General features: G+C 62.5%; 25 protein-coding genes. 11 read left to right on the forward strand and 14 right to left on the reverse strand.

Going from position 1 to position 26457, the window contains the following annotated elements:
* Window positions 1-7 precede the first annotated feature (7 nt).
* From ppsR to AC0V6T_RS02505, 6 genes are all read left to right on the forward strand, one after another.
* Entirely contained in the window at window positions 8-1432 is a 1425-nt protein-coding gene (gene ppsR, locus AC0V6T_RS02480) for a transcriptional regulator PpsR (protein WP_486124039.1), read from the forward strand.
* 272 nt (window positions 1433-1704) lie between these two features.
* Window positions 1705-2631: a chlorophyll synthase ChlG gene (gene chlG, locus AC0V6T_RS02485; RefSeq protein ID WP_486124041.1), complete on the forward strand. Its 927-nt coding sequence runs from the start codon at window positions 1705-1707 to the stop codon at window positions 2629-2631.
* A complete protein-coding gene (locus tag AC0V6T_RS02490; RefSeq protein WP_486124043.1) occupies window positions 2631-3992 on the forward strand; it encodes a BCD family MFS transporter in 1362 nt (453 codons plus the stop codon). The genes chlG and AC0V6T_RS02490 overlap by 1 nt, the downstream gene beginning before the upstream one ends.
* On the forward strand, window positions 3989-5197 hold the full coding sequence (locus AC0V6T_RS02495; RefSeq protein WP_486124045.1) for a geranylgeranyl diphosphate reductase: 1209 nt from the start codon (window positions 3989-3991) through the stop codon (window positions 5195-5197). The genes AC0V6T_RS02490 and AC0V6T_RS02495 overlap by 4 nt, the downstream gene beginning before the upstream one ends.
* A gap of 34 nt (window positions 5198-5231) precedes the next feature.
* Window positions 5232-5720: a TspO/MBR family protein gene (locus tag AC0V6T_RS02500; RefSeq protein WP_241761204.1), complete on the forward strand. Its 489-nt coding sequence runs from the start codon at window positions 5232-5234 to the stop codon at window positions 5718-5720.
* 16 nt (window positions 5721-5736) lie between these two features.
* Window positions 5737-6000 (forward strand): hypothetical protein, encoded by a 264-nt coding sequence (locus tag AC0V6T_RS02505; RefSeq protein WP_486124047.1) that lies wholly within the window; start codon window positions 5737-5739, stop codon window positions 5998-6000.
* Window positions 6001-6606: 606 nt separating this feature from the next.
* On the opposite strand, the gene pufM is transcribed toward AC0V6T_RS02505, so the two are convergent.
* From pufM to AC0V6T_RS02550, 9 genes are all read right to left on the reverse strand, one after another.
* Entirely contained in the window at window positions 6607-7533 is a 927-nt protein-coding gene (gene pufM / locus AC0V6T_RS02510) for a photosynthetic reaction center subunit M (RefSeq protein WP_007164992.1), read from the reverse strand.
* Window positions 7533-8369, reverse strand: coding sequence for a photosynthetic reaction center subunit L (pufL, locus tag AC0V6T_RS02515; RefSeq protein ID WP_486124049.1), 837 nt, complete (start codon window positions 8367-8369; stop codon window positions 7533-7535). The genes pufM and pufL overlap by 1 nt, the downstream gene beginning before the upstream one ends.
* A 128-nt stretch (window positions 8370-8497) precedes the next feature.
* Complete coding sequence (gene pufA / locus AC0V6T_RS02520) at window positions 8498-8626, reverse strand: light-harvesting antenna LH1, alpha subunit (protein WP_007164990.1); 129 nt, start codon at window positions 8624-8626, stop codon at window positions 8498-8500.
* An 86-nt stretch (window positions 8627-8712) separates the two neighbouring features.
* Window positions 8713-8871 carry a light-harvesting antenna LH1, beta subunit gene (pufB, locus tag AC0V6T_RS02525; protein ID WP_007164989.1) on the reverse strand — a complete coding sequence of 53 codons (159 nt, stop codon included), beginning with the start codon at window positions 8869-8871 and terminating at the stop codon, window positions 8713-8715.
* Window positions 8872-8991: 120 nt separating this feature from the next.
* Window positions 8992-10449: a chlorophyllide a reductase subunit Z gene (bchZ, locus tag AC0V6T_RS02530; RefSeq protein WP_486124052.1), complete on the reverse strand. Its 1458-nt coding sequence runs from the start codon at window positions 10447-10449 to the stop codon at window positions 8992-8994.
* Window positions 10446-11924, reverse strand: a complete 1479-nt coding sequence (gene bchY / locus AC0V6T_RS02535; RefSeq protein WP_486124054.1) for a chlorophyllide a reductase subunit Y — start codon at window positions 11922-11924, stop codon at window positions 10446-10448. The genes bchZ and bchY overlap by 4 nt, the downstream gene beginning before the upstream one ends.
* Window positions 11925-11976: 52 nt before the next feature.
* Window positions 11977-12966 carry a chlorophyllide a reductase iron protein subunit X gene (locus tag AC0V6T_RS02540; protein ID WP_007164986.1) on the reverse strand — a complete coding sequence of 330 codons (990 nt, stop codon included), beginning with the start codon at window positions 12964-12966 and terminating at the stop codon, window positions 11977-11979.
* Window positions 12963-13898 (reverse strand): chlorophyll synthesis pathway protein BchC, encoded by a 936-nt coding sequence (gene bchC, locus AC0V6T_RS02545; RefSeq protein WP_486124056.1) that lies wholly within the window; start codon window positions 13896-13898, stop codon window positions 12963-12965. Before bchC ends, AC0V6T_RS02540 begins: the two co-directional genes overlap by 4 nt.
* A gap of 138 nt (window positions 13899-14036) precedes the next feature.
* Window positions 14037-15170, reverse strand: coding sequence for a methyltransferase (locus AC0V6T_RS02550; protein ID WP_486124058.1), 1134 nt, complete (start codon window positions 15168-15170; stop codon window positions 14037-14039).
* Between the two features lie 124 nt (window positions 15171-15294).
* Between AC0V6T_RS02550 and crtD the strand changes: the two genes are divergently transcribed.
* Window positions 15295-16869, forward strand: a complete 1575-nt coding sequence (gene crtD / locus AC0V6T_RS02555; RefSeq protein ID WP_486124060.1) for a 1-hydroxycarotenoid 3,4-desaturase CrtD — start codon at window positions 15295-15297, stop codon at window positions 16867-16869.
* 119 nt (window positions 16870-16988) lie between these two features.
* Window positions 16989-17708, forward strand: a complete 720-nt coding sequence (locus tag AC0V6T_RS02560) for a hydroxyneurosporene dehydrogenase (RefSeq protein WP_486124062.1) — start codon at window positions 16989-16991, stop codon at window positions 17706-17708.
* Here AC0V6T_RS02560 and AC0V6T_RS02565 read toward each other — a convergent pair.
* The 5 genes from AC0V6T_RS02565 to AC0V6T_RS02585 all read right to left on the reverse strand — a co-directional run bounded on the left by AC0V6T_RS02565 (window position 17705) and on the right by AC0V6T_RS02585 (window position 23221).
* The gene (locus AC0V6T_RS02565; RefSeq protein ID WP_486124064.1) at window positions 17705-17896 is read right to left on the reverse strand and encodes a hypothetical protein; all 192 of its coding nucleotides are present in this window, start codon (window positions 17894-17896) and stop codon (window positions 17705-17707) included. The two genes, AC0V6T_RS02560 and AC0V6T_RS02565, sit on opposite strands and share 4 nt — an antisense overlap.
* 15 nt (window positions 17897-17911) lie before the next feature.
* Window positions 17912-18805, reverse strand: coding sequence for an alpha/beta fold hydrolase BchO (bchO, locus tag AC0V6T_RS02570; protein ID WP_486124065.1), 894 nt, complete (start codon window positions 18803-18805; stop codon window positions 17912-17914).
* Window positions 18802-20472: a magnesium chelatase subunit D gene (locus tag AC0V6T_RS02575; RefSeq protein ID WP_486124067.1), complete on the reverse strand. Its 1671-nt coding sequence runs from the start codon at window positions 20470-20472 to the stop codon at window positions 18802-18804. The genes bchO and AC0V6T_RS02575 overlap by 4 nt, the downstream gene beginning before the upstream one ends.
* Window positions 20469-21470, reverse strand: a complete 1002-nt coding sequence (gene bchI / locus AC0V6T_RS02580; RefSeq protein ID WP_486124069.1) for a magnesium chelatase ATPase subunit I — start codon at window positions 21468-21470, stop codon at window positions 20469-20471. The genes AC0V6T_RS02575 and bchI overlap by 4 nt, the downstream gene beginning before the upstream one ends.
* Before the next feature lie 77 nt (window positions 21471-21547).
* On the reverse strand, window positions 21548-23221 hold the full coding sequence (locus AC0V6T_RS02585; protein WP_486124071.1) for an ABC transporter permease: 1674 nt from the start codon (window positions 23219-23221) through the stop codon (window positions 21548-21550).
* A 32-nt stretch (window positions 23222-23253) separates the two neighbouring features.
* Here AC0V6T_RS02585 and AC0V6T_RS02590 point away from each other — a divergent pair, with 32 nt between their 5' ends.
* The 3 genes from AC0V6T_RS02590 to AC0V6T_RS02600 all read left to right on the forward strand — a co-directional run bounded on the left by AC0V6T_RS02590 (window position 23254) and on the right by AC0V6T_RS02600 (window position 26370).
* On the forward strand, window positions 23254-24279 hold the full coding sequence (locus tag AC0V6T_RS02590) for an ABC transporter ATP-binding protein (protein ID WP_486124073.1): 1026 nt from the start codon (window positions 23254-23256) through the stop codon (window positions 24277-24279).
* A gap of 60 nt (window positions 24280-24339) precedes the next feature.
* Window positions 24340-25386: a Fe(3+) ABC transporter substrate-binding protein gene (locus tag AC0V6T_RS02595; RefSeq protein WP_486124075.1), complete on the forward strand. Its 1047-nt coding sequence runs from the start codon at window positions 24340-24342 to the stop codon at window positions 25384-25386.
* 150 nt (window positions 25387-25536) lie between these two features.
* The gene (locus AC0V6T_RS02600; protein WP_486124077.1) at window positions 25537-26370 is read left to right on the forward strand and encodes a ferredoxin--NADP reductase; all 834 of its coding nucleotides are present in this window, start codon (window positions 25537-25539) and stop codon (window positions 26368-26370) included.
* Window positions 26371-26457: the final 87 nt, after the last annotated feature.

Raw genomic sequence — 26457 nt, forward strand, 5'->3', positions numbered from 1 at the left:
CCTGTAGATGCTGACCCGAAAGCACTCCATCGAAGGTAAGAATCCGTTCGGCAAGGCCGCCGAGCTTTTCAACTCGCTTGACGCCGACGCGGCGATGAAGCTCGCGATGGTTGCTGGTGACATCACCCTCGTGCTCGACGACACCGGAATGATTGTCGACACCGCCTTCGATCCCAAGGAATTCCCCGGCTTTGAAGGCTGGGAAGGCACCAACTGGATCGACACGGTTACTGTCGAAAGTCGCCCCAAAGTCATGGAAATGCTGGCAGCCGCGAGGCGCGGTGAGGTGCAGCATTGGCGCCAGGTCAATCATCCGACCCGCGATGGCGATGTACCAATCCGCTATGCCGTTCTGACTGTCAATGGAGGCGAACACCGCATCGCCTTCGGGCGCGATCTGCGCGAGGCCGGCAAGATGCAGCAGCGTCTGCTTCAGGTGCAGCAATCGCTTGAACGCGACTATCTGCGCATGCGCCAGCTCGAAGCGCGATATCGGATGCTGTTCGAGATGTCGGGCGAGCCGGTCATGATCGTCGAGGCCGCAACCCTGCGAATCCGTGAGGCCAACCCCGCTGCTCACACGCTGATGGGTGTTCGGTCGGGAAGCTTGCCGGGCAAGAAGCTCCCCACGCTTGTGGAAAAAGCATCGCGTGACACGCTTCAAAATCTCGTCGGAGCGGCACTGGCGTCCGAGCATGTAACACCTTTGAGTGTGACCCTCACGAAGGGCTCCACAGAGGTAGCGGCCACCGCTGCGGCCTTTACTCAGGACAGGGGGCAATACCTCCTTCTCAAGCTTTCGCCTCAAATGGATCAAGGCGATGCAGGCGGCTTCTCTCCGGCGCTCGAGCTAGTCGATCAGATGCCGGACGCATTCGTCTTGGCCGATTCCAACCTCGACCTCGTCAGTTGCAACAACGCTTTCGTTGAGCTGGTGCAGGCCGCCAGTGTTGACCCGTTGCGAGGCCGGGCGCTGGCAAGCTGGATTGGACGTCCGGGCATCGATCTGGAACTGATCGAGGGTCAGATCGACCAGTATGGATGTGCCCGCAACGTCTCGACCGTGCTTCGCATCGGCGATAACATCGAGGGCGAGCCGATCGAATTGTCAGCGGTGCGCTCAAGTGGCGAAGGTGGGTTGTACGCTTTCGTGATCCGTCCGATCGGCCGCCGGTTGCGCGATTTGCCACCCGGATCGCAGGACCTGCCGCGTTCGGTGGAGCAACTCACCGACCTTGTCGGGCGGATGTCGCTCAAGGAAATCGTGCGCGAAAGCACCGATCTTATTGAGCGCTTGTGCATTGAGGCGGCGCTTCAATACACCTCGGACAACCGCGCATCGGCCGCGGAAATCCTCGGCCTGTCGCGTCAGAGCCTCTATTCCAAGCTTCACAGGCATGGGCTTGGCAACCTGCCGAGTGATCCCGAATAGGCCACTTCAACGCGCGCCGAGGGCCTGCGCAGGAGCTTTGGGTAGTCCTCCGCTGGCTCATTCACATCAATTGCATCGTGAAATCAGGTGTTTGGAGATTCGCGAGATCAAGGCGCTTTCGGCGAGGCTGTGCTGCATGCGCGCCCGCTCTGCGCCGCTAAAGACTCGCAATCGGCGCTCAAAATCCGGATATCGTCGCAAAACGGGTGATCGGACACATCATAGTGTCCAATTAGTTTGACGCATACGCCTGTCAGGCATAGATTTACGACATGGAGAGGTCCGCCGTCTCAACTCGCGAAGTGCCCATTACTCAGGCGCCAGCGCCCTTGCGTCCCAGACCTCGTGATATTCTCGAACTGCTCAAGCCGATCACGTGGTTCCCGCCGATGTGGGCTTTCATGTGTGGTGCTGTCTCGTCGGGAGCTGGCCTCGACGGGCGATGGCTCTTCGTGTTGGGCGGTGTGTTGCTTGCAGGTCCGCTCGTTTGCGGGACGAGCCAGGCCGTCAACGATTGGTTCGACCGCCATGTCGATGCCATCAATGAACCTGACCGCCCCATACCCTCAGGCCGCATTCCCGGACGCTGGGGGCTCTATATCGCCATCATGGCGACCATCGTTTCAGCAGTGGTCGCATGGCTGCTCGGACCGCTGGTCTTCGTCGCAGCACTCGTCGGGCTGGCACTCGCATGGGGTTACAGCGCGCCGCCGTTCCGCTTCAAGACAAGCGGTTGGACAGGTCCGGCGGTTGTCGGCCTTACCTATGAAGGGCTGAGCTGGTTCACTGGCGCTGCGGTCATTCTTGGCGCGATGCCGCGCTCAGAGATTCTGATCGTTCTGGTGCTCTACAGCCTGGGCGCCCACGGCATCATGACGCTCAACGATTTCAAAGCGGTTGAGGGCGACAGGGCGACAGGCCTTCGCTCGCTTCCCGTCATACTGGGGGTGACGCCCGCAGCGCGCTTTGCCTGCGCGGTCATGGCGCTCGCGCAAATCGCGGTCATTGCGCTTCTGGCCTATTGGGGCCTTACGCTTTCAGCTTTGATCGTCGGCGGGGTGCTGTTGGCTCAGTTTGCGGCCATGCCGCGCCTGCTTGGCAATCCGAAGCGCTATGCACCCTGGTATAATGGCGTGGGCGTGACGCTTTATGTTCTCGGCATGCTTGCCGCTGCCCTCGGCCTTGGGGGTTACATCTGATGCACGCGCCAGCAGCGCCTCCGGCGAATCGTGGCCTGTCATGGCTGGCGATTATCCGCATCGGCCTGGTGCAGGCCTCGATCGGGGCAATGGTGATGCTTATCACCACGGTCCTCAACCGGTTGATGGTGGTCGAGTATGCGTTGGCGGGAGCCATCCCGGCGGCACTTGTTGGTTGGCATTACGCGGTCCAGCTGGGTCGGCCCCTATGGGGACATGGCTCAGACAAAGGCGGTAGCCGTTCGCTCTGGATTGCGGGCGGGATCGTGGTCCTAGGCCTTGGCGCGATCATGGCGGTTCAGGCGACGGTGATGATCCAGCAGGATTTCACGCTCGCAATGGTCATCGCTGTGCTCGGCTACACGCTGATCGGCGTCGGTGTCGGGGCGAGCGGGACTTCGGCGCTGGCGCTGCTGGCATCGGGTGTCGCGCCCGAACGTCGCGCAGCTGCTGCGGCGGTCACCTGGATCATGATGGTCGCCGGTATCGTCGTATCGGCCATCACGGTCGGCGCTTTGCTACAACCGTTTTCGCCAGAGCGCCTGTTATCGGTCGCGTCGGGCCTGCTTCTCACCTGCATCGCTATTACCTGCATCGCGATCTACCGGATTGAGCCGCGATCGGGCGCGGTGCTTGCCTTTGCTGAAACCGCAAAGAGCGACCCGCCTCCCGACTTCAAGGAAGCCCTGCGCGAGATCCTGCACGAAAAGGCCGCGCGCCGCTTCACGCTTTTCATCTTCGTCTCGATGATGGCCTTCAACATGCAGGACCTGATCCTCGAGCCATTCGCAGGATTGATCTTCGGCATGACGCCGGGCCAATCCACGCAGCTTGGCGGCATGCAGTCTGGCGGCGTGCTCGTCGGCATGATCGTAGCCGGGATCGGGGGCAGCGCATTTGCCGGACGGCTCCCGTTCGAGCTTCGCCACTGGATCGTGTTCGGCTGCCTTGGATCGGCGCTCGCGCTCGCGTGCCTCGCGATGGCCGCGCAGGTTGGGCCGGGCTGGCCGATTGCCCTGAACGTCTTCGTCCTCGGCTTTTGCAACGGGTTGTTCGCGGTTGCTGCGATCGGCGCGATGATGGGTCTTGCCGGGGCCGGCGAGAAAACGCGCGAGGGCGTGCGTATGGGCGTCTGGGGCGCGGCGCAGGCGATTGCATTCGGTCTGGGCGGAATGCTCGGTGGGGGCGGCCTCGATCTTGCCCGCCGAGCGATCGCGCATGACCCCAGCGCATTTCAGATAGTTTTTGCCATTGAGGCGGGTCTTTTCGTGCTCGCCGCATGGCTCGCGGTGCGTGCCACCGCCAGAGGGCTCGCGCCTGCGCGCGCCATTATCGAGAGGGACGAAGAGGTGTTTGCATGAGCGAGAAAATCTACGATGTCGTTGTCGTTGGCGGAGGCCCCGCTGGCGCAACCGCTGCAAACGACCTCGCGCTTGCGGGCCATTCGGTGCTGCTGATGGAGCGCGGCGGACGGATCAAGCCGTGCGGCGGAGCCATTCCGCCGCGCGCCTTGGATGATTTCGACATTCCCCAATCGCTTCTGGTAGCCCGCGCTCGCTCTGCCCGAATGATTGCTCCCTCGGGACGCGCCGTCGATATGCCGGTCGGCGAGATCGGCTATGTCGGCATGGTCGACCGCGAGGAGTTCGATGAGTGGCTGCGTGAGCGTGCCCGCATGTCCGGCGTGGAGCGCCTGACCGCCACTTTCGACAAGGTCGAGCGCGACGAACACGCACACCCAATCGTAACCTTCAGGCGCGAACGCGGCGGGCCAATCGAAAAGGTCCGTGCACGCTGTATCATCGGTGCAGATGGAGCACGCTCCTCCGTTGCCAAGCAGTGCCTGCCTGATGCGGAACGGGTCAAATGCGTCTTCGCCTATCACGAGATCATCAAGTCGCCGCAAATGGGCATGATCGCAAACGACGATGCTTACGATCCGGACCGCTGCGACGTCTTCTATCAAGGCAAGCTCTCGCCCGATTTCTATGCGTGGGTGTTCCCGCACGGCGATACGGCTAGCATCGGCGTCGGCAGCGCAAACAAAGGCTTTTCGCTGCGCGGCGCGGTTTCCGAAATGCGCAGTGAGCTCGACCTAACCCGCTGCGAGACGATCCGCCGCGAAGGCGCGCCCATTCCCTTGAAGCCATTGAAGCGCTGGGACAATGGCGCTGACGTCATCGTCGCGGGTGACGCGGCCGGCATTGTCGCCCCGGCATCGGGCGAGGGCATCTACTACGCGATGGTCGGCGGACGCTACTCCGCTGAGGCGGCATCGCAGATGCTCCTGACCGGCGAGGCCAAGGCGCTCAAGACCGCGCGCAAACGCTTCATGAAGGATCACGGCCGCGTTTTCTGGATCCTCGGGATCATGCAGTATTTCTGGTATTCGAGCGACAAGAGGCGCGAGCGTTTCGTCGATATGTGCGACGACAAGGACGTCCAGCAGCTCACCTGGCAGGCCTACATGAACAAGAAGCTGGTTCGGAAAAAACCGCTCGCCCATGTGAAGATATTCCTGAAGGACACAGCGCACCTGCTCGGCCTCAGACCGGCGAGTTCGTAACGTTTTTCAAGCGGCGGGAGAGGGATCACCAGCCATGAGTATGAGCAAGACCTGGATATTGCCCGCTGTCGTGGCGGCCATTGCTGCGGCTATCGTTGCGGTTCTCGGAGCAACGATCACCGATCTGGGGCCATGGTATCAAAGCCTCGAAAAACCGGGCTGGAACCCGCCCGATGTCCTGTTTCCGGTGGGCTGGACGATCATATTCGCGCTTAATACCGCAGCGATTGTCTCGGCGTGGCGCGCCGCGCCCACGCCCAAGGTCTCGGATACGATCATCGGGCTGTTTGCGCTCAATGCGTTTCTCAACATCACGTGGTCGATGATCTTCTTCCGCATCCAGCGGCCCGACTGGGCGTTTATAGAAGTGTTGCTCTTGTGGCTCTCGATCGTGGCCCTGGTCGTCTATTGCGGAAGGTATTCGAAGCCAGCAGCCTTGCTGTTCCTGCCCTATCTGCTCTGGGTGACATTTGCCGCGGCGCTCAACTGGGCGGTGGTTGATCTCAACGGCCCATTCGGCTGAGCGCGCCTGAGCAACCATGGACATGATCGAAGCCTTCTTCGCGAGCGGTCATGCCGCCGATCTTGTGCTGGCGGTGCTAGGGGCGGAGGCGGTGTGGCTTCGCACCCGCGAATGGAGTTGGGCGCGGATATTGGGGCTGGTGGGGCCCGCGGTATTCATAGTGCTTGCTCTTCGCGCCGCCTTGGTCGGGGCCGGTTGGGAGTGGGTCGCGGTCTTGCTCGCATTTTCGCTGCCCCTGCACCTTATGGACCTGCGCACGCGGTTGTCAGGGGCCGGGTAGGTTGGTGCAGACTTTATCTGGTTGACGACCAGATTTGCGTACATTGACAGCGCGATCCCAAGGCGAAACAACGCGCTCCCACCTCGATGACGTCAAAGGCGCGCCTTGATCAGAATCCTCTTCGCTATTTTCGTTCTACTGGTCGGAGCCGCCGTTGCGTGGAATTTCGTACGGGGTGATGAGTATTCCTCGGTAACGATCTACAAGAGCGACCGAAGCCTGCGCAATGTGATGAAGTGCGTCTCCAGCAACCGCACACGGATCAAGACTGACATTCAGCCTATCAATACCTGCCGGACCAATCGCAGGGCTTGCTCAAGAGGTATGACGTATCTCTCAGCAGATGGGCAAATGCGTATTTCAGCGCGGCATTCCGATGACATCGTCGAGATCAGGGTTTCTCACAATCAGCTGCTCTCATCATCGGCTATCGAGACCTTGGAGCGCTGCATCCGATAGGTCCGTAACTCCCTAGTCCACCCGCTTCGCCTGCGCTCCCATCGGACACAAAGAGCCCTCATTCATTCTCAAACCAAAAAGCCCGGCCGCGCATCGCTGCGCAGCCGGGCCTTCTGGATAGATAGACCTATGAGGCGTTTGAACCGCCTAATTCATCGGAGCGTAGTAGTGCTCCTGTGCCCATAGGTACCAGTTGTCGACAACGGTTCCTGAAAGCAGGATGCCGATGCCGCCGGTAAGGGTCGTGAGAACCGCGAACCACCACGCCCAGCGGTGGATCGATTCCATCGTGGCGTTGAAGCCCATGGTCCAGCGCCAGAACAGACCTGCACGCTCAGACGCAGTCCCGCGATCGGTGATCTGCTCGATCTCGCGTTCACCGCCGTAGCGGCCAACCGCGAGGATCGTAGCGCCGTGCATGGCGAACAGAACTGCCGAGCCATACAGGAATACGATCGAAAGCGCGTGGAATGGATTGTAGAACAGGTTCCCGTGAATGAGCGAGAAGTTGTTGGTCCAATCCAGGTGGCTAAACACCCCGTAAGGCACTGCCTCTGCCCAGCTGCCAAGCAGCAGCGGCCGAATGAAGCCAAGCACGAGGAACAGCCAGATCGCCGAGGAAAACGCCCAGAAGATATGGAGGCCCATGCCAAGCGCCTTTGCCCGGTAATATGTCCGGGCGAGCCAGCAGAGTACCGCAATCGTCAGGAAAGCGCCGGTCATGATGAACCAGCCACCCTCATTGAGCGGCACGAACGGGCTGAAGCCGTATTCCGGTCCCGGAGGATCAAGCGAAAGCCAGAACAGCTCGCGCATGAAGGTCTGGGGATCCCAACCGGCCTGAGCCCAGAAGTTGAGCCCGATGATCATGAAGGCGGCAAAGCCGAAGACCAGCGAGAGCGTGCCGAGCAGGCCAAGATAGATCGGACCGATCTGAGCCTGACCGAACTTGCCCATCCAGTAGCTGTAGCCAGTGGCCTTGATCCGCGGCTCGTTACCGGGCGGCAGCGGCACGCCCATTTCGGGCGGCCCCTTGACCTGGATTTGGGTGAAGATGTTTTGATAGGTAGCCATCAGATCGGTTCTCCTTCCCAAATCGGGATAGCCCGCCAGAATTCCCAGAACTCGATCCAGCTTCCTGCGTACAAGGTACCCGAAATCACGATGCAGATGGCGCTCCAGAACCCTGCGTTGAGCGCAAGGAACAGCCCGACACGGTGGATGCCCAGCGTGCCGACCGAATAACCGATGAAGTCACGGAAATACGTGTCTTCGTATTCGGGTGAGCGGACCTCGTTGCCTTCGCCGGTGTTGACCGCCGAAAGAACCAGACCACCATGCAATGCAAGCGCGAGACAGTTCGTGAAGAAGAACGTGATCGCGAGCATGTGCACCGGATTGTAATGGAAATTCACGTAGTTGTAGCCCGTGTACGAAACCCAGTCCAAGTGCGACCAGATGCCATACGGGAATGCGTGCCCCCAGGCGCCCATCCAGAACGGACGGATCACGTTGAGAGTAACGAAGGCGAAAACCGCGACGCTGAATGCGATCGGCACGTGGTAATTCATGCCCAGCTTGCGTGAGATTTCCGCTTGCCTCATCACCCACGACCCGAAAGCGACGATCGCACACAGGGTAATCACCTGGTGGTATCCGCCCTCGGCAAGAGGTGCAAAGGCTAGCCCGGCTTCTATCGGCGGTGGCTGGATGTCGATAAGCCAGGGGTTGAGGGTCGGTCCCTGCGCTGCAGCGGCAAAGATCAGCATTGTGCCCAACAGGGCGCTGATCGCTACCAATACACCGAAGAACCCAACGTAAAACGGCCCGACCCAAAAATCAAAAAGGTCGCCGCCGATTATTGTGCCACCGCGCACGCGGTATTTCCGCTCGAAACTAAGGAGCGCCATAGGTCCATCCTTCCCACCTCAAGGGCGGGCGTTATCGTTGCGTGTCGGTCTGTGGGAGGCAGGCAGGCGAACCTGCCCCCTCACGAAGTTTGGCTGTTCAGCTTCAAAAGCTTGGCCAACTCAGCGGATTAGCTGAGCCAGTTGTAGCTTTCGGTGCTGAGCAGGATGAAGTGGATCGTGAACGCCAGGACAGCGAGGCCGACATGAAGTGCGACCAGAGTCCGGCGAACATCGAAATGATGCCAAATCTTGTACATAATTGTTTCCTTATTCCATGAGCTTGGTTTGCCGATGCGCACGCCCGATAAGGGCGAGAGCGAGGGCAATCAGGCGGTTTGGAAGATCAGAGCGGCAGCCAGGGCTTGTTAGCCCAGATGAGAATGTGGGCTACCACTGCAATCGCGACGTAGAGTCCAAAGGTTCCCATGAACGCGCCATGGATTTCCTTTGCTTCTTCGTCGGTCAGGTAAGTCCCCACGCTGGGGCGATCACCATCGGCCATAGTCGTATCTCCGTATAGTTACATTGGAGCGGGAGCTGGATTGCCCCCGACGGTATCCGCGCGTGATCCCCCACGTGGATTGCGGATGCCCGATACATTCAGGCAAGTTGCGTAGCCTCGTCATGCCACCTCTCCTTCGAGAAGCGCCTTGGCGAGACAATCTGCGGAAACTGTTGTTGCGCCCTTTTGGCGCGCGGCTGCCTCAGCGGCATCGCGCAGCCTCTTGGCAGCGGAAATTCGGATGAGCACCGGCTGCTTCTCTACCAGCTCGTCGAGCCGGACCTTGGCATCCGCATCCCATTGCAGCTCTCGTTCGAGGCGGGCAGGGGTTGCCTCGCCCTTGTCCATGTCGGTGCCGAGCGGGAGGATATGGAACAGCGCATCGAACAGCGCGTTGCACACTTCCTGCACAAGATAGGTCGCACCCGAATAGCCCATGAAGGGCGTGCCGATGTGGCGGCGAATGGCTGCACCGGGAAAGCTTGCCGGAATGAACATGCCGCTCGGGCCGAGCCCGCCGGCGCATTCGGCCATGTACATGCGCTCATTATAGCTGCCGAACACGACCAGGGGACGGCTGTTATGAATGGCGGCGCGCACTTCGTCGTTCTTGGGCTTTACGCCAGCCTCGCGGCTGAAGGCGAAGGCGCAAGGGAGCCCCATGTCTTCTTCGAGGAAGTGACGGATGCCGCGTGCGTAAGTGTCGTTTGCAACGATGCCGAAATTGGCGGTGCCGAAGAAGTCCTGCGTGACGGAACGCCAAAGGTCCCAAAGCGGCTTGATCGTCGTGTGTTTTTCGCGCTCGATGAAGGGTTCAGGGTCAAGCCCCAACTCTTCGCCGAGCGCACGGAGAAACTTGGTGGTGCTGGAAAGGCCCACTGGCGCTTGGAAATAGGGCCGTTCTAGCGTTTCGCACAGGTTGCGGCCGAATTCGCGGTACATGCAGACATTGGCGTCTGCCGTTCCCAGCGCGCGGATGTCGGCAAGATGGCAGCCGAGCGGGAAGACCACGCCGACTTCGGCTCCGATCCCTTCGATCAGGCGGCGAATTTCCGCGAGATCCGAAGGCATGTTGAACATGCCGTAGGACGGGCCAATGATGTTGACGACCGGCTTTTCGCCTTCCTTGCGCTCTTTCACCTTGGGCGCCTTTTTCGGCCCGAACTCGGTCCACAGCCATGTCAGCGCGCGGTCTGCCGATTGCCACTGATCCTCGTCGATCGTGCGCGGCAGGAAGCGCTTGATATTGGTGCCTTCGGGCGTGACACCGCCGCCGATCATCTCGGCGATGGAGCCGGTTACCACGACGGCAGGCAGTTCTGGATCCAACGTCTCCCAAGCGCGCTTCATCGCGCCTTCGGTGCCGGTTTTGCCCAGTTCCTCTTCGCCAAGGCCGGTCACGACAATTGGCAATTCATGCGGGGGCAGGGCGTCGGTGTAGTGCAGCACGCTGGTCACGGGCAGGTTTTCGCAGCCCACCGGACCATCGATGATGACCTGCAGGCCCTTTACCGCCGTGAAGACGTAAGTGGCGCCCCAATATCCGCCGGCGCGATCGTGATCCAAGACAAGCGTCATGTGCCCACCGCCTCGGACGCCTTGCGCGCCGCTTCGTTGAGGGCCGCGTATTTCTTGCGGAATTTGGGCCTGTCGATGGGAGTGTCTTCCCATACTCCGGTGGCGTGGCCATCGCCGACGCCTTCGAAGAAATCGCGCATCTTGTCGAAGCGATGTTTGTTCGAAATTGCCGCGTTCACGACCTGCGCGAGACTGCCTGCGCCAGCTGGCCCCATCAGGGGGCGAGCAGAAATCAGGTTGGTGAAATAGAGCGACGGGATCGCCTTCGCCTTTGCGTGCTGGACCACCGGGGTGGTGCCGATTGCAAGGTCGGGCTGGAATTCGTCGACAGCCGCGATGTCGTCTTCGAGGCTCGCGCGGAAGTTCACACGGATGCCCTTCGCCTCGAGCCATTCGCGGTCCGGATCGGACCACTTGGTCCGGGGGCAGGCGCTCCCGACATAGCGGACGTCCGCGCCGCTTTCGACAAGCAGGCGCGCGACCAGCAATTCGGAGCCTTCATAGCCCGACACCGTGATGCGTCCATTGACCGGCATTGCCGAAAGCGCGCCGCGGATTGCGCCTACAAAACGATCTTTCGCGCCGTCGACCTTCGCTTGCGCGATACCGCAGGTCTGTCCGATCGCATCGAGCCAGGCGGCGGTCCCTTCTGCGCCCACCGGGGCGGAGCCGAGGACCGGGCGGCCAGCGGCTTCGAATTCGCGAACGCTGGCGGTGTAGAACGGGTGGATCGCCGCGACCGCAGCACAGTCGAGCGCCGAATACAGTTCACGCCACTCGCGAGTAGGAACAACCGGACCGGCCGCAAGCCCTAGCGGTTCGAGCATCTGTGAGATGCCGACGGGATCAGCCGGGAACATCTCTCCTAACAGAGTGATGGTGGGCCGGTCCGGTCGTTCCTTTGGCGCTGCGACAGGGCCCTGGGTGGCCTCTTCGCGCGCATAAGCGAGCATCGCGCCCGCGAGTACGTCTTTCGCCTCGGCATGGGTAGGAATGCCGAAACCGGGAACGTCGATCCCGATGATGCGTACGCCGTTGATCTCGTTCTTGAGCAGCCGCAGCGGGACACCGCTGGCCGTGGGCACGCACAGATTGGTGACGACGATTGCGTCATAGTGTTCGGGATCGGCGAGGTCTTCGACCGCTTCCTTGATATCCTCGAACAGCTTGCCGGTGACGAGCGTTTCGGACGAGAAAGGCACGTAGCCCACCGTCCGCCGAGCGCCGTAGAAATGCGATGTGAAGGTCAGACCGTAGACACAGCAGGCCGAGCCCGACAGCACGGTCGCGGTGCGCTTCATGCGAAGGCCGACGCGCAATGACCCGAAGGCAGGGCACATCGATTGCGGCTGGTCGTGCGGGCCGACGGGGTAGTCCGCCTCGTAACGGTCGAGCACTTCGCTCTTACCCGCCTTGCGCGCAGCTTCGCGCATGGTCTCGCCGCTTGCGCAGCCGCCTTCGGCAGGCGCGCTCATGTCGAGCCGGTCAGCGGTGCGTTGCGCGTTCGAGGCGGGTAAATCGGTCAGATCAAATCTCGTCGTAAATCACTTCAAGTGACGGCTTTTCTTCGAATGTTCCGCCGCGCATATCGGCCTGGGTGGCCGGGATCAGCTCTACGTTCCCGCCCGTTTCTTCCGGGCTGAAAAGATTGAGCAAGCCATCCTGGTCGAGTGGAGAGGGTTGGCGCGGCGGTGCCTCCGCGACGTTCGTAGCAAGCTCTTCGAAAAGGCTCGCCCATTCGCCGCCCGGCGTTCCGATAATCTGGTAATTGGCGCTCTTTCGCCGGATGTCTTCGTTAGCGGGGATCGCGGTGAGAACCGGGATATCGACCGCTTTTGCGAAGGCTTGTGCCTCGCCCGTGCCGTCATCCTTGTTCACGATCATGCCGGCAACGCCGACATTGCCGCCCATCTTGCGGAAATATTCGACCGCGTGGCAGACATTGTTGGCGACATAGAGCGATTGCAGATCGTTCGAGCCGACCACGATCACTTTCTGGCACATGTCGCGCGCGATCGGCAGGCCGAACCCGCCGCACACCACGTCGCCGAGGAAGTCGAGCAGCACGTAATCAAAGCCCCATTCGTGGAAGCCGAGCTTTTCGAGCAGTTCGAAGCCGTGAATGATCCCGCGCCCGCCGCAGCCGCGACCGACTTCCGGCCCGCCAAGCTCCATCGCGAACACGCCGTCGCGCTGGAAACAGACGTCCTCGATCGTGACGTCTTCACCAGCGAGCTTCTTCTTGGACGATGTTTCGATGATGGTCGGGCAGCTCTTGCCGCCGAACAGCAGGCTGGTCGTGTCCGACTTGGGATCGCAGCCGATCAGCAGCACGCGCTTGCCTTGCTGCGCCATCATGTAGCTGAGATTGGACAGGGCAAAGCTCTTGCCCGAGCCGCCCTTGCCATAGATCGCGATGACCTGCGTCTCGCTCTTGGCTTCGCCGGTGTGGACCGGATCGGGCTCTTCTGCGGCTTCGTCGCGCAGGGCCTGAGCCTGGGATTCAAGCATCGTCATTCAGTACCGTTCCAATCGAGAACCATCTTGAGACAATCGGGATCGCTGAAGGCCTTGGGATAGGCCTCGCTTGCGGATCCTGCGGGACTGTGGTCCGAGATCAGTCCAGTGAGATCGAGATCGCCGCAGTCGATCAGCGCCAAAGCTTGGGCTAGATCGTCCGGGTGCCATTCGGCAGCGATGCGCAGGCGCGCTTCCTTCATGAAAGCGGGCGCAAAGGCGAAGTTGATGCGGTCGGAATAGAAGCCGGCGAGCGTCAGTTCGCCGCCCTTGGCGAGCCTGCCGATAAGCGTATCGAACAGCCCTGCATCGCCGCTTGCATCGTAGATCGAGCGATAATCGCGCCGATCATCGGTTTCGCCGTCCGTCACCGCGTAACCGACAGCGCCGCTGCTGCGATGCGCGTTCTTCTCCCAAACGGTGGGAGCAGGTGCGCCGAGCGCCAGAGTGAGCCGGGCCAGCAAGCGCCCGAGAACGCCGTGGCCGATGATGAGATCGGGCGGTGTGCCGCCATTGATTGCGTGAAGCGCGGTCGCGGTGAGGGCGCAAAGCACCCCGTCGGCGCCTAGCCGTTCTGGCACGGGAAGGGCGCGGGCCGATGGGAGCACCACCCGCTCAGCCGTGCCGCCGAACAGCCCGCGTGCGCCGGAATAGCAATTGGCACCGGGCACAAACACCCACTCACCAATGCGCGACCGGGCCGACGGACCTGCGTCGGCGACGCGTCCAACCGATTCGTAACCAGGGACCAGCGGATAACCCATGCCGGGAAATTCAGGCATCTGCCCGGTCCAGAGGAGCTTTTCAGTGCCGGAGCTGATTCCGCTCCACGCAATATCGACTAGGACGTCGCTGTCACCGAGCGCGTTCAACTCAAGCGCCTGAAGCGCAAGGCGCTCAGGTCCCTCAAGAATCACGGCCAATGTTTGCATGGTCCTGTCACACTCCCCGTCAAACCACTGCCCGAGCCGCGATCCCTTCGACTCGTCCAATGAGAGCAAAAACCTTTTTGCTCATCCGTGTGCTACGCCTTACACCCCTAAGTGTCAATTAAAGCGGACAGCTTATAGTCAGGCTGACGCGACAAGTATGCTGGCGTTGACCGGTTGCGGGGTCGCGACAAAGCGAACCCTGGCAAATCCGGCCTTGCGGAGCATGTCGGCAATCTCGCCCGTTGATCGGGCGCGGCCAGAGCCCATCGCCCATAGATAGAGCCCGAAGAACGCCTCCCCCATGCGCTCAGCGCCGGGCGCGCGGGCCATGGGCTCTGCGATCATCAGGCGGCCGCCGGGGGCAAGGTTGGCGCGGATATTGGCTAGCAGCCGTGAGGCGGGTCCGTCGTCGTGATCGTGCAGAATGCGAACGAGGCTGACGATGTCGTATCCGGTGGGGATCGGGTCTTCGAAGAAATTGCCTGGATGCGCGCTCACCCGATCGCTGCCGAACCTGTCCTCGAGCACCGTGGCGCCTTGGTCTGCGACTTCCGGCAGGTCGAACAGGCCGAGGTGGAGCGTTGTGAAGGCTTCGCCCATTCGCGAGAGAAACGCGCCGTGCCCGCCGCCAACATCAAGCAGGCGTGCGCCTTCGGGAAAGCGGAAGCTTGCTAGCACCTGGTCGGCGACGAAGTGCTGCGATGCGGCCATCAACTCGGAATATTCTGAGGTCTCCTGTCCGCGCTCGGCAGCTCCATGCAGTGCGCCTGCATAGGACCAGTAGCGCGAAAGCTCGGTCGGTTCCTTGCGGTCTTTTCGCAAAAGCTCCAGCGGGTCGGCGAGATCGCGGTAAAGGAGCCGATGGTGGCGGATCATCGCCTGCGCGCCCTTGTCAGCTGCCAGAACCGCGCCCGCTTCGCCGAGCATCCAGCCGTCGCTGATCGGCTCTTCCGATAGATTTAGCGGCCTTCCTGCGCGAAGCAGGGTCAGCGCCGCTTCCTCACTCAGATCGAGGTCGACCGCGACGCGCCGGTGGCTCACCGGGCCGGAAGCGAGCAGGTCGAACAACCCGCTTTCGACATAGGCGCGCAGGATCTGCGAATAGGTGAAGCCTGCCACCAGGTCGAAAGCCTCGCTCGCGCGGGTTTTGGCGATGCGCCGGATGAGCGGCAGCTTGGCAGCCCAGTACTGGAATCGCGGGTTCGCGAACACGCGGTTACGGCGTGCGACATAGCGGACCTTCCAGCTGTCCTTGGGCGATCCCTTACTCATGCGCGCGGCTGTGATTTACACTGCATATGTCCAAATGATTGGACAGATGCTAGGCTTGCGTCAATGATGTTGTCCGGACTCGGAGCTTTTGCAGCATCGGGCAAGGCGCACGGAAAGTGGGGAGATGGGCGGCAGAGTCGTCGTGATCGGAGCCGGAATGGGCGGGCTTGCCAGCGCCGCACGGCTCTCTGCGCGCGGCTATGACGTGACGGTCGTCGAGAAAGAGGAGGGCGTCGGCGGAAAGGCGCGCCGCGTCACTGTCGATGGCCACCCGGTCGATGCTGGCCCCACTGTATTCACCATGCGCGATGTGTTCGACGAGATCTTCGCCGAATGCGGGATGCGGCTCGACGATCGCGTCCGCATCCGCCGCGCCGAGATCATCGCCCGCCACGCTTGGGACGACAGCGAAACGCTGGACCTCTTCGCCGACCCTCTGCGCAGCGAGGAAGCGGTGGGCGACTTTGCCGGAGCAGAGGCAGCGCGCCTCTATCGCGAGTTCCGACACACGACGCGGCGCATGCATGACATTCTCGACAAGACGATGATGCGCGGCGACAACGTTTCGAGCCCGCTCCCGCTGTTGTGGCGCATCGGCCTGTGGCGCTTTTCAGACTTTGCCGCGATGCGCCCGCACCAGTCGATGTGGAACGCGCTGCGCGAATTCTTTCCCGATCCGCGCCTTCGCCAGCTGTTCGGGCGCTATGCCACCTATTGCGGCTCCTCGCCTTTCGATGCGCCTGCGACGCTCATGCTGATCGCGCATGTCGAGGCGACCGGCGTGTGGCTGATCGACGGCGGCATCCACGCGCTTGCAGAGGCGCTCCAACACGCAGCCGAGGCCAAGGGCGCGCAATTCCGGCTCGGCACATCTGTAGCGCAGATCCTGACTGAGCGTGGCAGCGGCGCGAAGGGAGTGCGGCTCGAAAATGGCGACGTGATCGAAGCCGATGCGGTAATCTGCAACGCCGATCCCAACGCAATCGCGCAAGGATGTTTTGGCAAATCGAGCGAGCGCGCGGTCAAGGCGCTCGCCCCAGAAAAACGCTCGCTTTCCGCGATGGTCTGGTTCGCCCATGCTAGGACGAGCGGTTTCGACCTCACCCATCACAACGTCTTTTTCTCGCGCGATTACCGGCGCGAGTTCGACGAGATCGCAAGCGGCCAGGTTCCGAGCGAACCCAGCGTCTATGTCTGCGCGCAGGACCGGGGAGGCCATGCGGCCACCGCCTCATCCATCGCGCAAGGCAAGCGCGAGCGCATCCAGATCATCGTCAACGCTTCCGCCAATGGCGACACACATTCCTACCCAGACGAGGAGAAAGAGCGATGCACCACGCAGATGAGAGCGACGCTCGAAAGATGCGGGCTGGAGCTGGAGCAGGACATGCCCCAAGAGCTCGCCAGCCCGGCGGAATGGGAACGGCTGTTCCCGGCAACCGGGGGGGCACTTTATGGCAGAGCGTCTCACGGCTCGGCAGCTTCCTTCCTGCGGCAAGGCCCGCGAACGAGGATGCCGGGGCTTTATTGCGCGGGCGGGGCGACGCATCCGTCAGCCGGGGTCCCGATGGCCGCCTTGTCCGGGCTGTTGGCAGCGAAGAAGGTCGACGCGGACCTCGCTTCAACGAGGCGATCGAGCCGGGTGGCTATTCATGGTGGTACGTCGATGCCATCAGCGAGGACGGGCGCCACGGGCTGACGATCATCGCGTTTCTGGGAAGCGTATTCTCACCCTATTACAAGCGCAGCGGGCGGGGCGATCCGCTGGACCATTCCTCGCTGAACGTCGCGCTTTACGGCCCTTCGCATCGCTGGGTGATGCATGAGCGGCCGCGCGCCGATGTGACGCGCGATGAGCGCAATCTCGAAATCGGGACGAGTGCTGTTCGCTGGGATGGGAATGTGCTCGAAATCGATATTGAGGAGCGCGACACGCGGCTCTTCAACCCGATCCACCGAAGGGTGGCTGGCAAGGTGCGCGTCCATCCCGAAGCTCTCAATCCAGCGAGCTTCGCGCTCGACCCGGCGCAGAACCATATCTGGCACTGCATGGCCCCGCGCGCCCGGATCGAGGTCGAGATGGAGGAGCCCGGCATCTCATGGAGTGGGAGCGGCTATTTCGACCACAATCGCGGACGCGAAAGCCTCGAGAGCGGCTTCAACATGTGGCATTGGTCGCGCGCTCACATGCGCGAAGGCGCGGTGGTCTGCTACGAAGGCGAGCGTTCGGACGGCTCGGTTTTCGCAAGCGCAATCCGTTTTAATGCCGACGCGATCCCTGAAGAGGTCGACCTGCCTCCCATTGCCTCGCTGCCCAAGAGCGGCTGGCGGATCGAGCGACGCACGCGCTCCGACATTGGCGTGGGCCATGTGCGCAGGACATGGGAAGATACGCCTTTCTATGCGCGCAGCGAGCTTGCCTCGAAGCTTTACGGTGAAGAGGTCGTCGCGGTGCAGGAAAGCCTCGACATGCGGCGCTTTGCCTCGCCGGTGGTGCAATTCATGCTCCCGTTTCGAATGCCGCGGAAGAAGGCTTAGTTCGCCTCTTCCCTCGTTTCAGCAGTGGCCTTCTCCGCAGCCTCGCGCGCCTCGCGCGCTTCGCGTTCGGCGCGCATTTCGCGCACTTCCTTGCGCATCTTCCACCACTGCCAAAAGCACACCCCGATCGCGATGCCGTAGAACAGCGCGATCTCGATCCAGCCGAAGTTTTCGGTGAAGTTTTCCATCGCGGTGGCTCCTCCTTAATCGGCGGGTGCGAGCGTTTCTGCGGCAAATTCGCGGATCATTTGCGCCGCGCGCTCGGGCTCTTCCTCATGCGCAAGATGGCCGAGGCCTTGGAGCACTTCAAGCCGCGACGTCGCAAGCCAGGAATGCGCTTCCTTCGCCCAATCGAGCGGGATCGCGGCGTCATCGGTCGAATGAACCAGCAGTACCGGATTGACGACCTCGTCCATGCGGGTGCGCAACGTCGGTAGATCCCAGTTTGCCATCATCGCCAGCGCGCCTTTTGTGTGGCGCGGGTTCTTGAGAAGCGCGGAATAGCAGGCAAGCCCTTCGGCATCGATGCGTGAATTGGTCGACTTATAGAGGAACCGATCCGCTTCTCCGCCAAAGCTCGCCGCCGCCGAGAAAATGCGCGGGACGAAGGGATTGACGAACAGCACCTTTGCAATCGCCGGAAAGACCTGCGCGGCGAGCCCCGGAAATGGGCGAAGCGCGGAATTGAGGCCGATTATCGGCCCGCGGAATCCGTGGTCGAGCGCGATCTGCAAGGCCAGCGCCGCTCCGGCTGAATGGCCGACGATAATGTCAGGCTCGAACGCGGTCTCGTCGAGCAGCCGCCTTATCGCGCGCGCCATGCGTAGGAGCGATGTGTCATCGGGCAGGTGACCATGCGTGAAGGCATGGCGCGGCAAGTCGCAGGCGAGCAGTTCGAAATCGTCCGCCAGCGCCGGCATGATACCGCGCCAGCTGTGCACCGATGCGCCCGTTCCGTGGAGCAGCAAGATGCGCGGGGTACCCGCGTCTCCCATACGCTGGACGTGCCAGTTCGCGCGTCCAATACGCACGAAGCTAGACGCCTCGCGATGCGGCCAGATTTGCCCTTCGCGGTTCCAGCTGAGCGCTGCGCTCATGCTGGCTCTCGCATGTTGGTCGAGATCGCTGAATGCAGCGCCTTGGCGTCAGCGCGGGGTAAGGCGAGGTAGCGCGCCTGCATGTTGGCAGCGAGTTCCTGCCCCTCGCGTCCCGGCCTTGCCGAAATGTCGACCACGAGCGCATCGTATCCTTCGCGGGCGATGGCCTTGGCGGCGACTTCGGCGTCTTCGCCCGCCTGCTTACGACCCGGCTGGCCCCTTGCATCGAGGTTGGCGCGTCCATCGGTGAGAACGATCAGGCTCGGCGTGCGGCCTTTGCCTGCGACCGACCGTGCCAGTTCGCGTGCGGCGCTGAGCCCCATGGCGAGCGGGGTTCCGCCGCCGCCAGGAAGCTCTGCCAGCGCGCGCCGGGCGCGGGTGAGCGAGCGGGTGGGCGGTAGGAGCAGGTCTGCATTCTCCCCGCGAAAAGCAATGAGCGCGACCTCCGAGCGGGTGACATAGGCCTGCGCGAGCATCAGTTCGACCGCGCCCTTGGCCTCGGCAAGCCGGGCAGCGGCAGCCGATCCGCTCGCATCGACCGCGAAGATCGTGACGCGCGCGGCCTTTTCCTCATAGCGGCGGATGCGCAGGTCTTCTTTGCGCATCAGGATCGGGGCATCGGGATCGGCATCGCGCTCGCGGCGTCTCACACCCTGCCACGGAACGGCGGCGCGCAGTGTGTCGATGAGCGCGAGTCTCGCACCTCCACGCGGCATACCGGCGCGTGCGCCCAGCGGCTTGCCGCGCAGGCCAGCCTTGCGTTTCTGCCCTGTGCCCGCCGCGCCGCGCTTGGGCGTCTTGCCATTCACCAGCTGTTCGAGAAGATCGCGCGGGATCGACGCTGCAGCAGCTTCGACGAGCATTTCCTCCAGCTGCTCGGGCGAGGGCATGTCGCTGTCGTCGGGTGTGTCGCTGCTCTCTGGCGGGGGAGGGGGCGGTTCCTGCTCCTGCTCTGGCGGTGGTTCGTGGGGCGGCAGCTGCGTGGCACGAGGCGCAATTACAAGACGCGCGGCTGCTTCGAGGTCGGGTTTGCCGACCTCCTTGCGCCCTTCCAATGCGGCGTGAGCGCGGGCGGCCTCGGCGGCGTGAATCAGCGGGCGCAGCGAAGGGACGCCAAGCGCGGCCCCGGTCGTGGCAATCGCTCCGAGCGCATCATCCGACAAAGGCGCGGCTTCGCCCAATGCCTTCGCGCCAAGCTCTACTCCGCGCCATTCGCGCGACTGCGATAGGTCGCACAGGAACGCCAGCCGCTCGGTCAATGCCGCAGGCGGGGCGTCCTCGGGCTCGATCCCATCGTCTAGCAGAACCAGCGCAACCCGCCGGTCATCCAGCGCTTGTGCGAGCCTGCCCGCAACAGCTTCGTCCAGCCGCTCAGCCATGGGCACGACAAGCACGCCGCCCTGAGCTTCGGCCAGCAATCCTGCGGTTTCGATCGGCTTGCCGGCAGCAAGACTCGCCGCGATGTCTATCCCGCCGAGCAGTCGCTCATCATCGACATGGCCCGGCAGGCGGCGGGTAGGGAGGGCATCGCCAATGGCTGCCACCAATGCGTCGCGCGCAGGCGAAGCGCCTCGCAGCACCATGCCGCCAAAAAGGGTGGGGTTCTGGATGAAGAGCTGTGCGGCGCGGATCGCGTCGTGGAGCGGATCAGGAGCGCTTCCGCTCACCCGAACAGCTCGTCAATCGCGCGCGTGATGCGCACGGTCGAGCCGGTTTCGTCGAGCACATCGCGCCGCAATCTGTGGCGCAGCGCCGAGGGAGCAACCGCAATCAGATGCTCGCGCCGCACGGCCTTGGCGCCCTTGAGTGCCGCCAGCGCCCGCGCTGCCCGCATCAAGGTGAGTTCACCGCGAAGGCCGTCGGCTCCCACCGCAAGGCACAGATGCGCCGCATCGGTCAGCACGTCTTCGCTCGGCTCAAGCTTTTCAAGCCGCTTCTTGCCCCGCGCGATCTGCTTGAGGATTTTCTCGTCTTCGCCCGCCCACTTCGCCGCAAAGGCTTCGGGGTCGCGTTCGTTCGCGGCGACAAGGCGCATGATCTCGACCCGCGTTTCAATGTCGGTGGGCGTGCGCACTTCGACCGAGAGGCCGAAGCGGTCGAGCAATTGCGGGCGAAGTTCACCTTCTTCCGGGTTGCCGCTGCCGATCAGGACAAAGCGCGCCGGGTGGCGCACGGAAAGCCCTTCGCGCTCGACCACGTTCTCACCCGAGGCGGCCACGTCGAGCAGCAGGTCGACAAGGTGGTCTTCGAGCAGATTGATTTCGTCGATATAGAGAAAGCCGCGATGGGCCTTTGCAAGAAGGCCTGGCTCAAAACCTTTCTCGCCTGACCTCAAGGCACGTTCGAGGTCGAGGCTGCCAATCACCCGGTCCTCTGTCGCGCCCAGTGGCAGGTCGACGAAGGGCACTGGCCTTTTGCGCAAGGGCCCGCCGCCGCACACCTCGGGATAACGCTCGGCATCCTCTTTCGAGCCGCCATAGGCGCAGTTCTGGTGCGCGGTAATCGGCGGTAGCAATCCAGCAAGCGCGCGCGCCGCTGTGCTCTTGCCTGTCCCGCGGTCGCCGAACACCATCACGCCGCCAACACTTGGGTCGACCGCTGCGATAAGCAGCGCTCGCTTCATTTCGTCCTGTCCGACGATTGCGGAGAATGGGAACCGGGCCATGTAAGGCGCCTTGTGAACCCTCAAGCGCCATTCGACAAGCTTAGGTTACACCTGGACTGACAATTTATCCTGACAGTTCAGCGCTTCGCGCTCCGCGTGAGCAGCAAGACCGGGAGCAATCCGGCGGCGAGCAGGATTAGCGCGGGGATCGAGGCTTCGACCAGCCGCTCGTCGCTGGCGAGGCGGTAGGTGCGCGTGGCGAGCGTTTCGAGATTGAACGGGCGAAGGATCAGCGTCGCGGGCAGTTCGCGAACCGTGTCGATGAAAACGAGCGCGGCGGCTGCGGCAAGGCTGGGCGAGAGCAGCGGCACGTAGATCTTCGCCAACACCCGTGCAGGGCCTGCGCCAAGCGAACGCGCTGCCGCGTCGAGCGAGGGCGGGATTGCAGCAAGCCCTCCATCGACGCTGTTGTAAGCGACGGTCAGGAATCGGACGGCGAGCGCATAGACAAGCACCAGCGACGTGCCGGTCAGCACCAGTCCGCCGGTATAGCCAAATGTGTCGCGCAGCCCCCGCGTCAGCCCGATATCAAGCGCGCCGAGCGGAGCCAGCAAGCCCACGGCGAGCAGCGCGCCCGGCATCGCATAGCCGAGCGTCGATGCCCGGATCGCCCCGCGCGTGATGCGACTTTGTGAGCGGGCTTTGGCAAAGCCGAGCACCAGCGCGGCGAAGAGGCAGACAAGGGCGGTGGCTAGACCAAGCCACAGGCTGCCGCTTGCATAGTCCCAAAGGTCGCCTGCCGCCGCGATTGCCGTATTGCTCACCGACATCATCGCGAGATGGACCGCCGGGATGACGAAGCCGAGCAACACCGGAAGCGCGCAGGCGAGGCTCGCCAGTGCCTTGCCCATGGGAGAAAGCTCCACCAAAGGCGTGTCCTCGCGCGCGGCAAGACCATCCTTGCTCGCTGTGCGACCCGTTCGTGTGCGCGCTTCCCAGGCGATCAGCGCGATGACGAAGATCAGCATGAAGGCGGCGAGCTTGAGCGCAGCCTGCTTGTCGCCCATCGCAAGCCAGCTGCGAAAGATGCCGGTCGAGAAGGTGGGAATCGCAAAGTATTGAGCCACGCCAAAGTCCGCGAGCACCTCCATCAAAACCAGCGCCAAACCCCCGGCAATCGCTGGACGAGCGGCGGGTAAGGCGACGCGCCAGAATGCCCGCGCAGGTGTCGCGCCAAGGCTACGCGCGGCGCGGAATTGCGACAGGCTCTGCGCGGCAAAGGCGGAGCGGGCGAGCAGGTAGACGTAAGGGTACAGTACGATGCCGAGCACAAACGCACCGCCGGTGAGCGAGCGGATTTCGGGGAACCAGTATTCGCCCACAGACATGCCGAAAGTGCTGCGGAGGCCGCTCTGCACCGGTCCTGTAAAATCGAGGAGGTCGGCATAGAGATAGGCCGCGATATAAGCGGGGACCGCGAGAGGCAGCACCAACGCCCAGGCGAACAGGCGCCTTCCCGGAAACCGAGCCGCGCTCACCAACCATGCGCATCCCGTGCCGACCACCAGCGCAAAGCCGCCTGCCATCACCATCAGCGCCAGCGTATTGGCGACATATCGTCCCAGCACGGTCTGCGCGAGATGCGCAATCGCCTCGAACCCGCCTTCGGGAGCTGCGACAAGAATGGCGACAATCGGCAGCGCGGCAAAAGCGGCCAGCACCAGAGCGCAAAGCGTCCAGCCATCAAGCTGCAAGCGCGCAGCTGAGCTTGCCTTGGCCCCATCGACCTGCGTAATGCGGCTCACCTGCATTTGCCGGGTGCGTTTCCAAAACGGACAATCATGTGAGCCTTGAATTTCGTCATATTGCCCATGCTTACGGAGATGTTGCGGCGCTCAAGGCCGTGTCCTTTAGCGCGAATGCCGGAGAAATCACCTGTCTGCTTGGATCGTCGGGTTGCGGCAAGTCAACCTTGCTGAACCTCGCGGCTGGCTTGCTCGAAGTGCAGGAAGGCAGCGTCAGCGTCGGCGGAGAGGTTATGGCGGAGCCCGGACGAAACCCGCCTCCCGAGGCGCGTCCGGTGGGCCTCGTGTTTCAGGACGGCGCGCTTTTCCCGCACATGACAATCGCGAAGAACATCGCGTTCGGCCTGCCGCGCGCAAGTGCGAGCGAGGCGTTGATCGAGGACTGGCTAGAGCGGGTCGGGTTGTCAGGGCTGGGTGGACGCTACCCGCATGAACTTTCCGGCGGGCAGCAACAACGCGCTGCTCTCGCCCGCGCGATGGCTCCGGGGCCAAAAGTGCTGTTGATGGATGAGCCATTTGCCAGCGTGGATATTGTTTTGCGGCGACGTCTGCGGCGCGATTGCCGACGCCTGCTGCGCGAGGCAGGGACGACCACGGTGATGGTCACGCACGACCCCGAAGAAGCGCTCGACGTGGGCGACCGGATCGCGGTGATGGAAGGCGGACGGATCGTCCAGTTCGGCACGCCTGAAGACTTGCATGAGCGGCCTGCGACCGCCTCGGTCGGGGCAATTTTCGGGGGCGCGCAGATTCTTGTCGCCGAGCGCGAGGGTGAGCAATTTCGCACGCCCCTTGGGACATGGCCGATCGAAAGCGTTGCTGGCGATGTGCCGCCGGGGCCGGATGTCGACTTGCTGATCCATGCCGAGGCACTGGTTTGCGAGCCGGACGCCGGTGGCCTCGCCGTGCTCGACGTTCACCCGCTCGGCGTTGCGAGCCGGGTGCTGGTCGCAAGCGAAAACGGCGAGGAAATCAGCATCCAGACCACCTCTCCGGTAGAGGAGGGACAGCGCTACCGCGTCACCCCGCGCGCAGGGAGCGTTCGCGCCTTTGAGCGCAATTAGAGCTTGCATTCGCCATTCTACTATTGCAAATCATTCGCAAGAATGACGGAAGGAACATCCATGAAGAAACTGATTCTCGGCAGCGCGTCGCTCGTGCTTGGCGCTCTTGCTGTGACGGCCTGTGCCGATGGTGAAGGTGAGGCGAGCGGCGCCGACAATGGCGAGGTCAACATCTATTCCTCACGCCACTACGACACCGATCTGGCGCTCTACGAGGACTTTACCGAGCAAACGGGGATCACCGTAAACCGCATCGAGGCCGATGCGGACGCGCTGATCGAACGGATCGAGAGCGAAGGCGAATTTTCGCCTGCCGACCTTCTCATCACTGTCGACGCAGGCCGCCTCTGGCGCGCCGAGGAAGCGGGCATTCTCTCCGCCGTCCAGTCCGACGTGCTGACCGAGCGTCTGCCCGATCACCTGCGCCATCCCGATGGCCTGTGGTTCGGCCTGTCGACCCGTGCGCGCGTCATCATCTACAACAAGGACGCAGGCGAACCAGAAGGCCTCGACACATATGCCGAGCTTGCCGATCCGGCATATCGCGGCGACATCTGCATCCGCTCCTCTTCCAACATCTACAACATCTCGCTGCTTTCCGCGCTCATCGCGCATGACGGGGTCGAAAGCGCAGAGGAGTGGGCGAGCGGCGTGGTCGCCAACTTTGCCCGCGATCCGCAGGGTAACGACACTGCGCAGATCGAAAGTGTTGCCGCAGGCGAATGCCGGATTGCGGTGGTCAACTCCTACTACCTCGCGCGCTTTGCCGGCGGCGATGAGGAGCAGCGCGCGATCTTCGACAAGCTTGGCGTTATCTTCCCCGACCAGGATGGGCGCGGCACGCACATCAACCTGTCGGGCGCAGGCGTAACGATGAACGCACCCAACCGCGAGAATGCGATTGCCTTCCTCGAATACCTGACCTCCGAAAGCGCGCAGCGTTACTTCGCGGATGGTAATAACGAGTATCCTGCCGTTGCCGGGCTCGAGGCCAACTCGGCGGTCGAACAGCTTGGCGAGTTCAAGGCCGACACGCTCAACGCAGCCGAAATCGGGCGCAATCAGGCGCAGGCGGTGCAGGTCTTCGACCGCGCAGGCTGGAACTGATCCAGCCTTGCCGGGCGCGTCACCTTCAAAAGGCGCGCTTTAGGGCGAAAACGCTAATCTACCTTGATGCGAGGGGGCAAAACCGCCATTTGCCCCTTCAAGCATGAGGCGCGCCCCGCGCCTGGCACACCTGAATTCGAGGCCGATGTTTTGACTGAGACTGCCACCACCACCTCTCCCATTCCCCCGCGCGATGCGTTTCAGGAAAGCGGAGCGATTTCCGTTGAGACCGTGACCGAGGTCCATCAATGGAACGAGGAACTTTTCAGCCTCAAGATGACGCGCCCAGCCGCATTCCGTTTTCGCTCGGGTGAGTTCATTATGATCGGCCTGCCCAAGGAAGACGGCAAGCCCCTGCTGCGCGCGTATTCGATGGCGTGCCCGTCCTATGCCGAAGAACTCGAATTCCTTTCGATCATCGTGCAGGACGGCCCGCTGACCTCGCGCCTTCAGCACATCAAGCCGGGCGATCCGATCTATCTGGGCAAGAAGCCGACCGGTACGCTCGTCACCGACGCGCTGCTTCCGGGCAAGCGGCTGTTCATGCTCTCGACCGGGACCGGTCTTGCACCTTTCATGAGCCTCGTACGCGATCCCGAAGTCTACCAGATGTATGACGAGGTGATCGTCGTGCACTCGGTCCGCCGGGTTGCCGACCTTGCCTATCGCGACCTGCTTGAAAGCAAGCTCGAAGGCGATCCGCTGCTTGAGGACGAAGACCGCGAAAAGATGATCTACGTCCCCACCGTGACGCGCGAGGAGTTCCACACCTCGGACCGCATCCAGGTGCTGATCGACGATGGCCGCCTGTTCAAGGACAGCAAGGGCCCCAAGAAATTCGACCCCGAAACCGACCGCGTCATGCTGTGCGGTTCGATGGCGATGATCAAGGACCACGCCGCCGACCTTGAAGCGCGCGGCTTCGAAGAGGGCGCGAACAACAAGCCCGGCCAGTTCGTGATCGAGCGCGCTTTCGTAGGCTGATCTCGGCCACGCCGCAGGGGCGAATTCACCCCGCGTTCATGGCCGATCCTGACACTCTCCTGCGGCGGGTAACAGGAGGTGTCTCAA

It is taken from the genome of Erythrobacter sp. S158 (assembly GCF_057364915.1).

What these genes read in the sequence shown, in the direction of transcription:
- ppsR (WP_486124039.1), top strand. Translation starts at nt 8, where the DNA reads ATGCTGACCCGAAAGCACTCCATCGAAGGTAAGAATCCGTTCGGCAAG.
- chlG (WP_486124041.1), top strand. Translation starts at nt 1,705, where the DNA reads ATGGAGAGGTCCGCCGTCTCAACTCGCGAAGTGCCCATTACTCAGGCG.
- AC0V6T_RS02490 (WP_486124043.1), top strand. Translation starts at nt 2,631, where the DNA reads ATGCACGCGCCAGCAGCGCCTCCGGCGAATCGTGGCCTGTCATGGCTG.
- AC0V6T_RS02495 (WP_486124045.1), top strand. Translation starts at nt 3,989, where the DNA reads ATGAGCGAGAAAATCTACGATGTCGTTGTCGTTGGCGGAGGCCCCGCT.
- AC0V6T_RS02500 (WP_241761204.1), top strand. Translation starts at nt 5,232, where the DNA reads ATGAGTATGAGCAAGACCTGGATATTGCCCGCTGTCGTGGCGGCCATT.
- AC0V6T_RS02505 (WP_486124047.1), top strand. Translation starts at nt 5,737, where the DNA reads ATGGACATGATCGAAGCCTTCTTCGCGAGCGGTCATGCCGCCGATCTT.
- pufM (WP_007164992.1), bottom strand. Translation starts at nt 7,533, where the DNA reads ATGGCTACCTATCAAAACATCTTCACCCAAATCCAGGTCAAGGGGCCG.
- pufL (WP_486124049.1), bottom strand. Translation starts at nt 8,369, where the DNA reads ATGGCGCTCCTTAGTTTCGAGCGGAAATACCGCGTGCGCGGTGGCACA.
- pufA (WP_007164990.1), bottom strand. Translation starts at nt 8,626, where the DNA reads ATGTACAAGATTTGGCATCATTTCGATGTTCGCCGGACTCTGGTCGCA.
- pufB (WP_007164989.1), bottom strand. Translation starts at nt 8,871, where the DNA reads ATGGCCGATGGTGATCGCCCCAGCGTGGGGACTTACCTGACCGACGAA.
- bchZ (WP_486124052.1), bottom strand. Translation starts at nt 10,449, where the DNA reads ATGACGCTTGTCTTGGATCACGATCGCGCCGGCGGATATTGGGGCGCC.
- bchY (WP_486124054.1), bottom strand. Translation starts at nt 11,924, where the DNA reads ATGAGCGCGCCTGCCGAAGGCGGCTGCGCAAGCGGCGAGACCATGCGC.
- AC0V6T_RS02540 (WP_007164986.1), bottom strand. Translation starts at nt 12,966, where the DNA reads ATGACGATGCTTGAATCCCAGGCTCAGGCCCTGCGCGACGAAGCCGCA.
- bchC (WP_486124056.1), bottom strand. Translation starts at nt 13,898, where the DNA reads ATGCAAACATTGGCCGTGATTCTTGAGGGACCTGAGCGCCTTGCGCTT.
- AC0V6T_RS02550 (WP_486124058.1), bottom strand. Translation starts at nt 15,170, where the DNA reads ATGAGTAAGGGATCGCCCAAGGACAGCTGGAAGGTCCGCTATGTCGCA.
- crtD (WP_486124060.1), top strand. Translation starts at nt 15,295, where the DNA reads ATGGGCGGCAGAGTCGTCGTGATCGGAGCCGGAATGGGCGGGCTTGCC.
- AC0V6T_RS02560 (WP_486124062.1), top strand. Translation starts at nt 16,989, where the DNA reads ATGCATGAGCGGCCGCGCGCCGATGTGACGCGCGATGAGCGCAATCTC.
- AC0V6T_RS02565 (WP_486124064.1), bottom strand. Translation starts at nt 17,896, where the DNA reads ATGGAAAACTTCACCGAAAACTTCGGCTGGATCGAGATCGCGCTGTTC.
- bchO (WP_486124065.1), bottom strand. Translation starts at nt 18,805, where the DNA reads ATGAGCGCAGCGCTCAGCTGGAACCGCGAAGGGCAAATCTGGCCGCAT.
- bchI (WP_486124069.1), bottom strand. Translation starts at nt 21,470, where the DNA reads ATGGCCCGGTTCCCATTCTCCGCAATCGTCGGACAGGACGAAATGAAG.
- AC0V6T_RS02585 (WP_486124071.1), bottom strand. Translation starts at nt 23,221, where the DNA reads ATGCAGGTGAGCCGCATTACGCAGGTCGATGGGGCCAAGGCAAGCTCA.
- AC0V6T_RS02595 (WP_486124075.1), top strand. Translation starts at nt 24,340, where the DNA reads ATGAAGAAACTGATTCTCGGCAGCGCGTCGCTCGTGCTTGGCGCTCTT.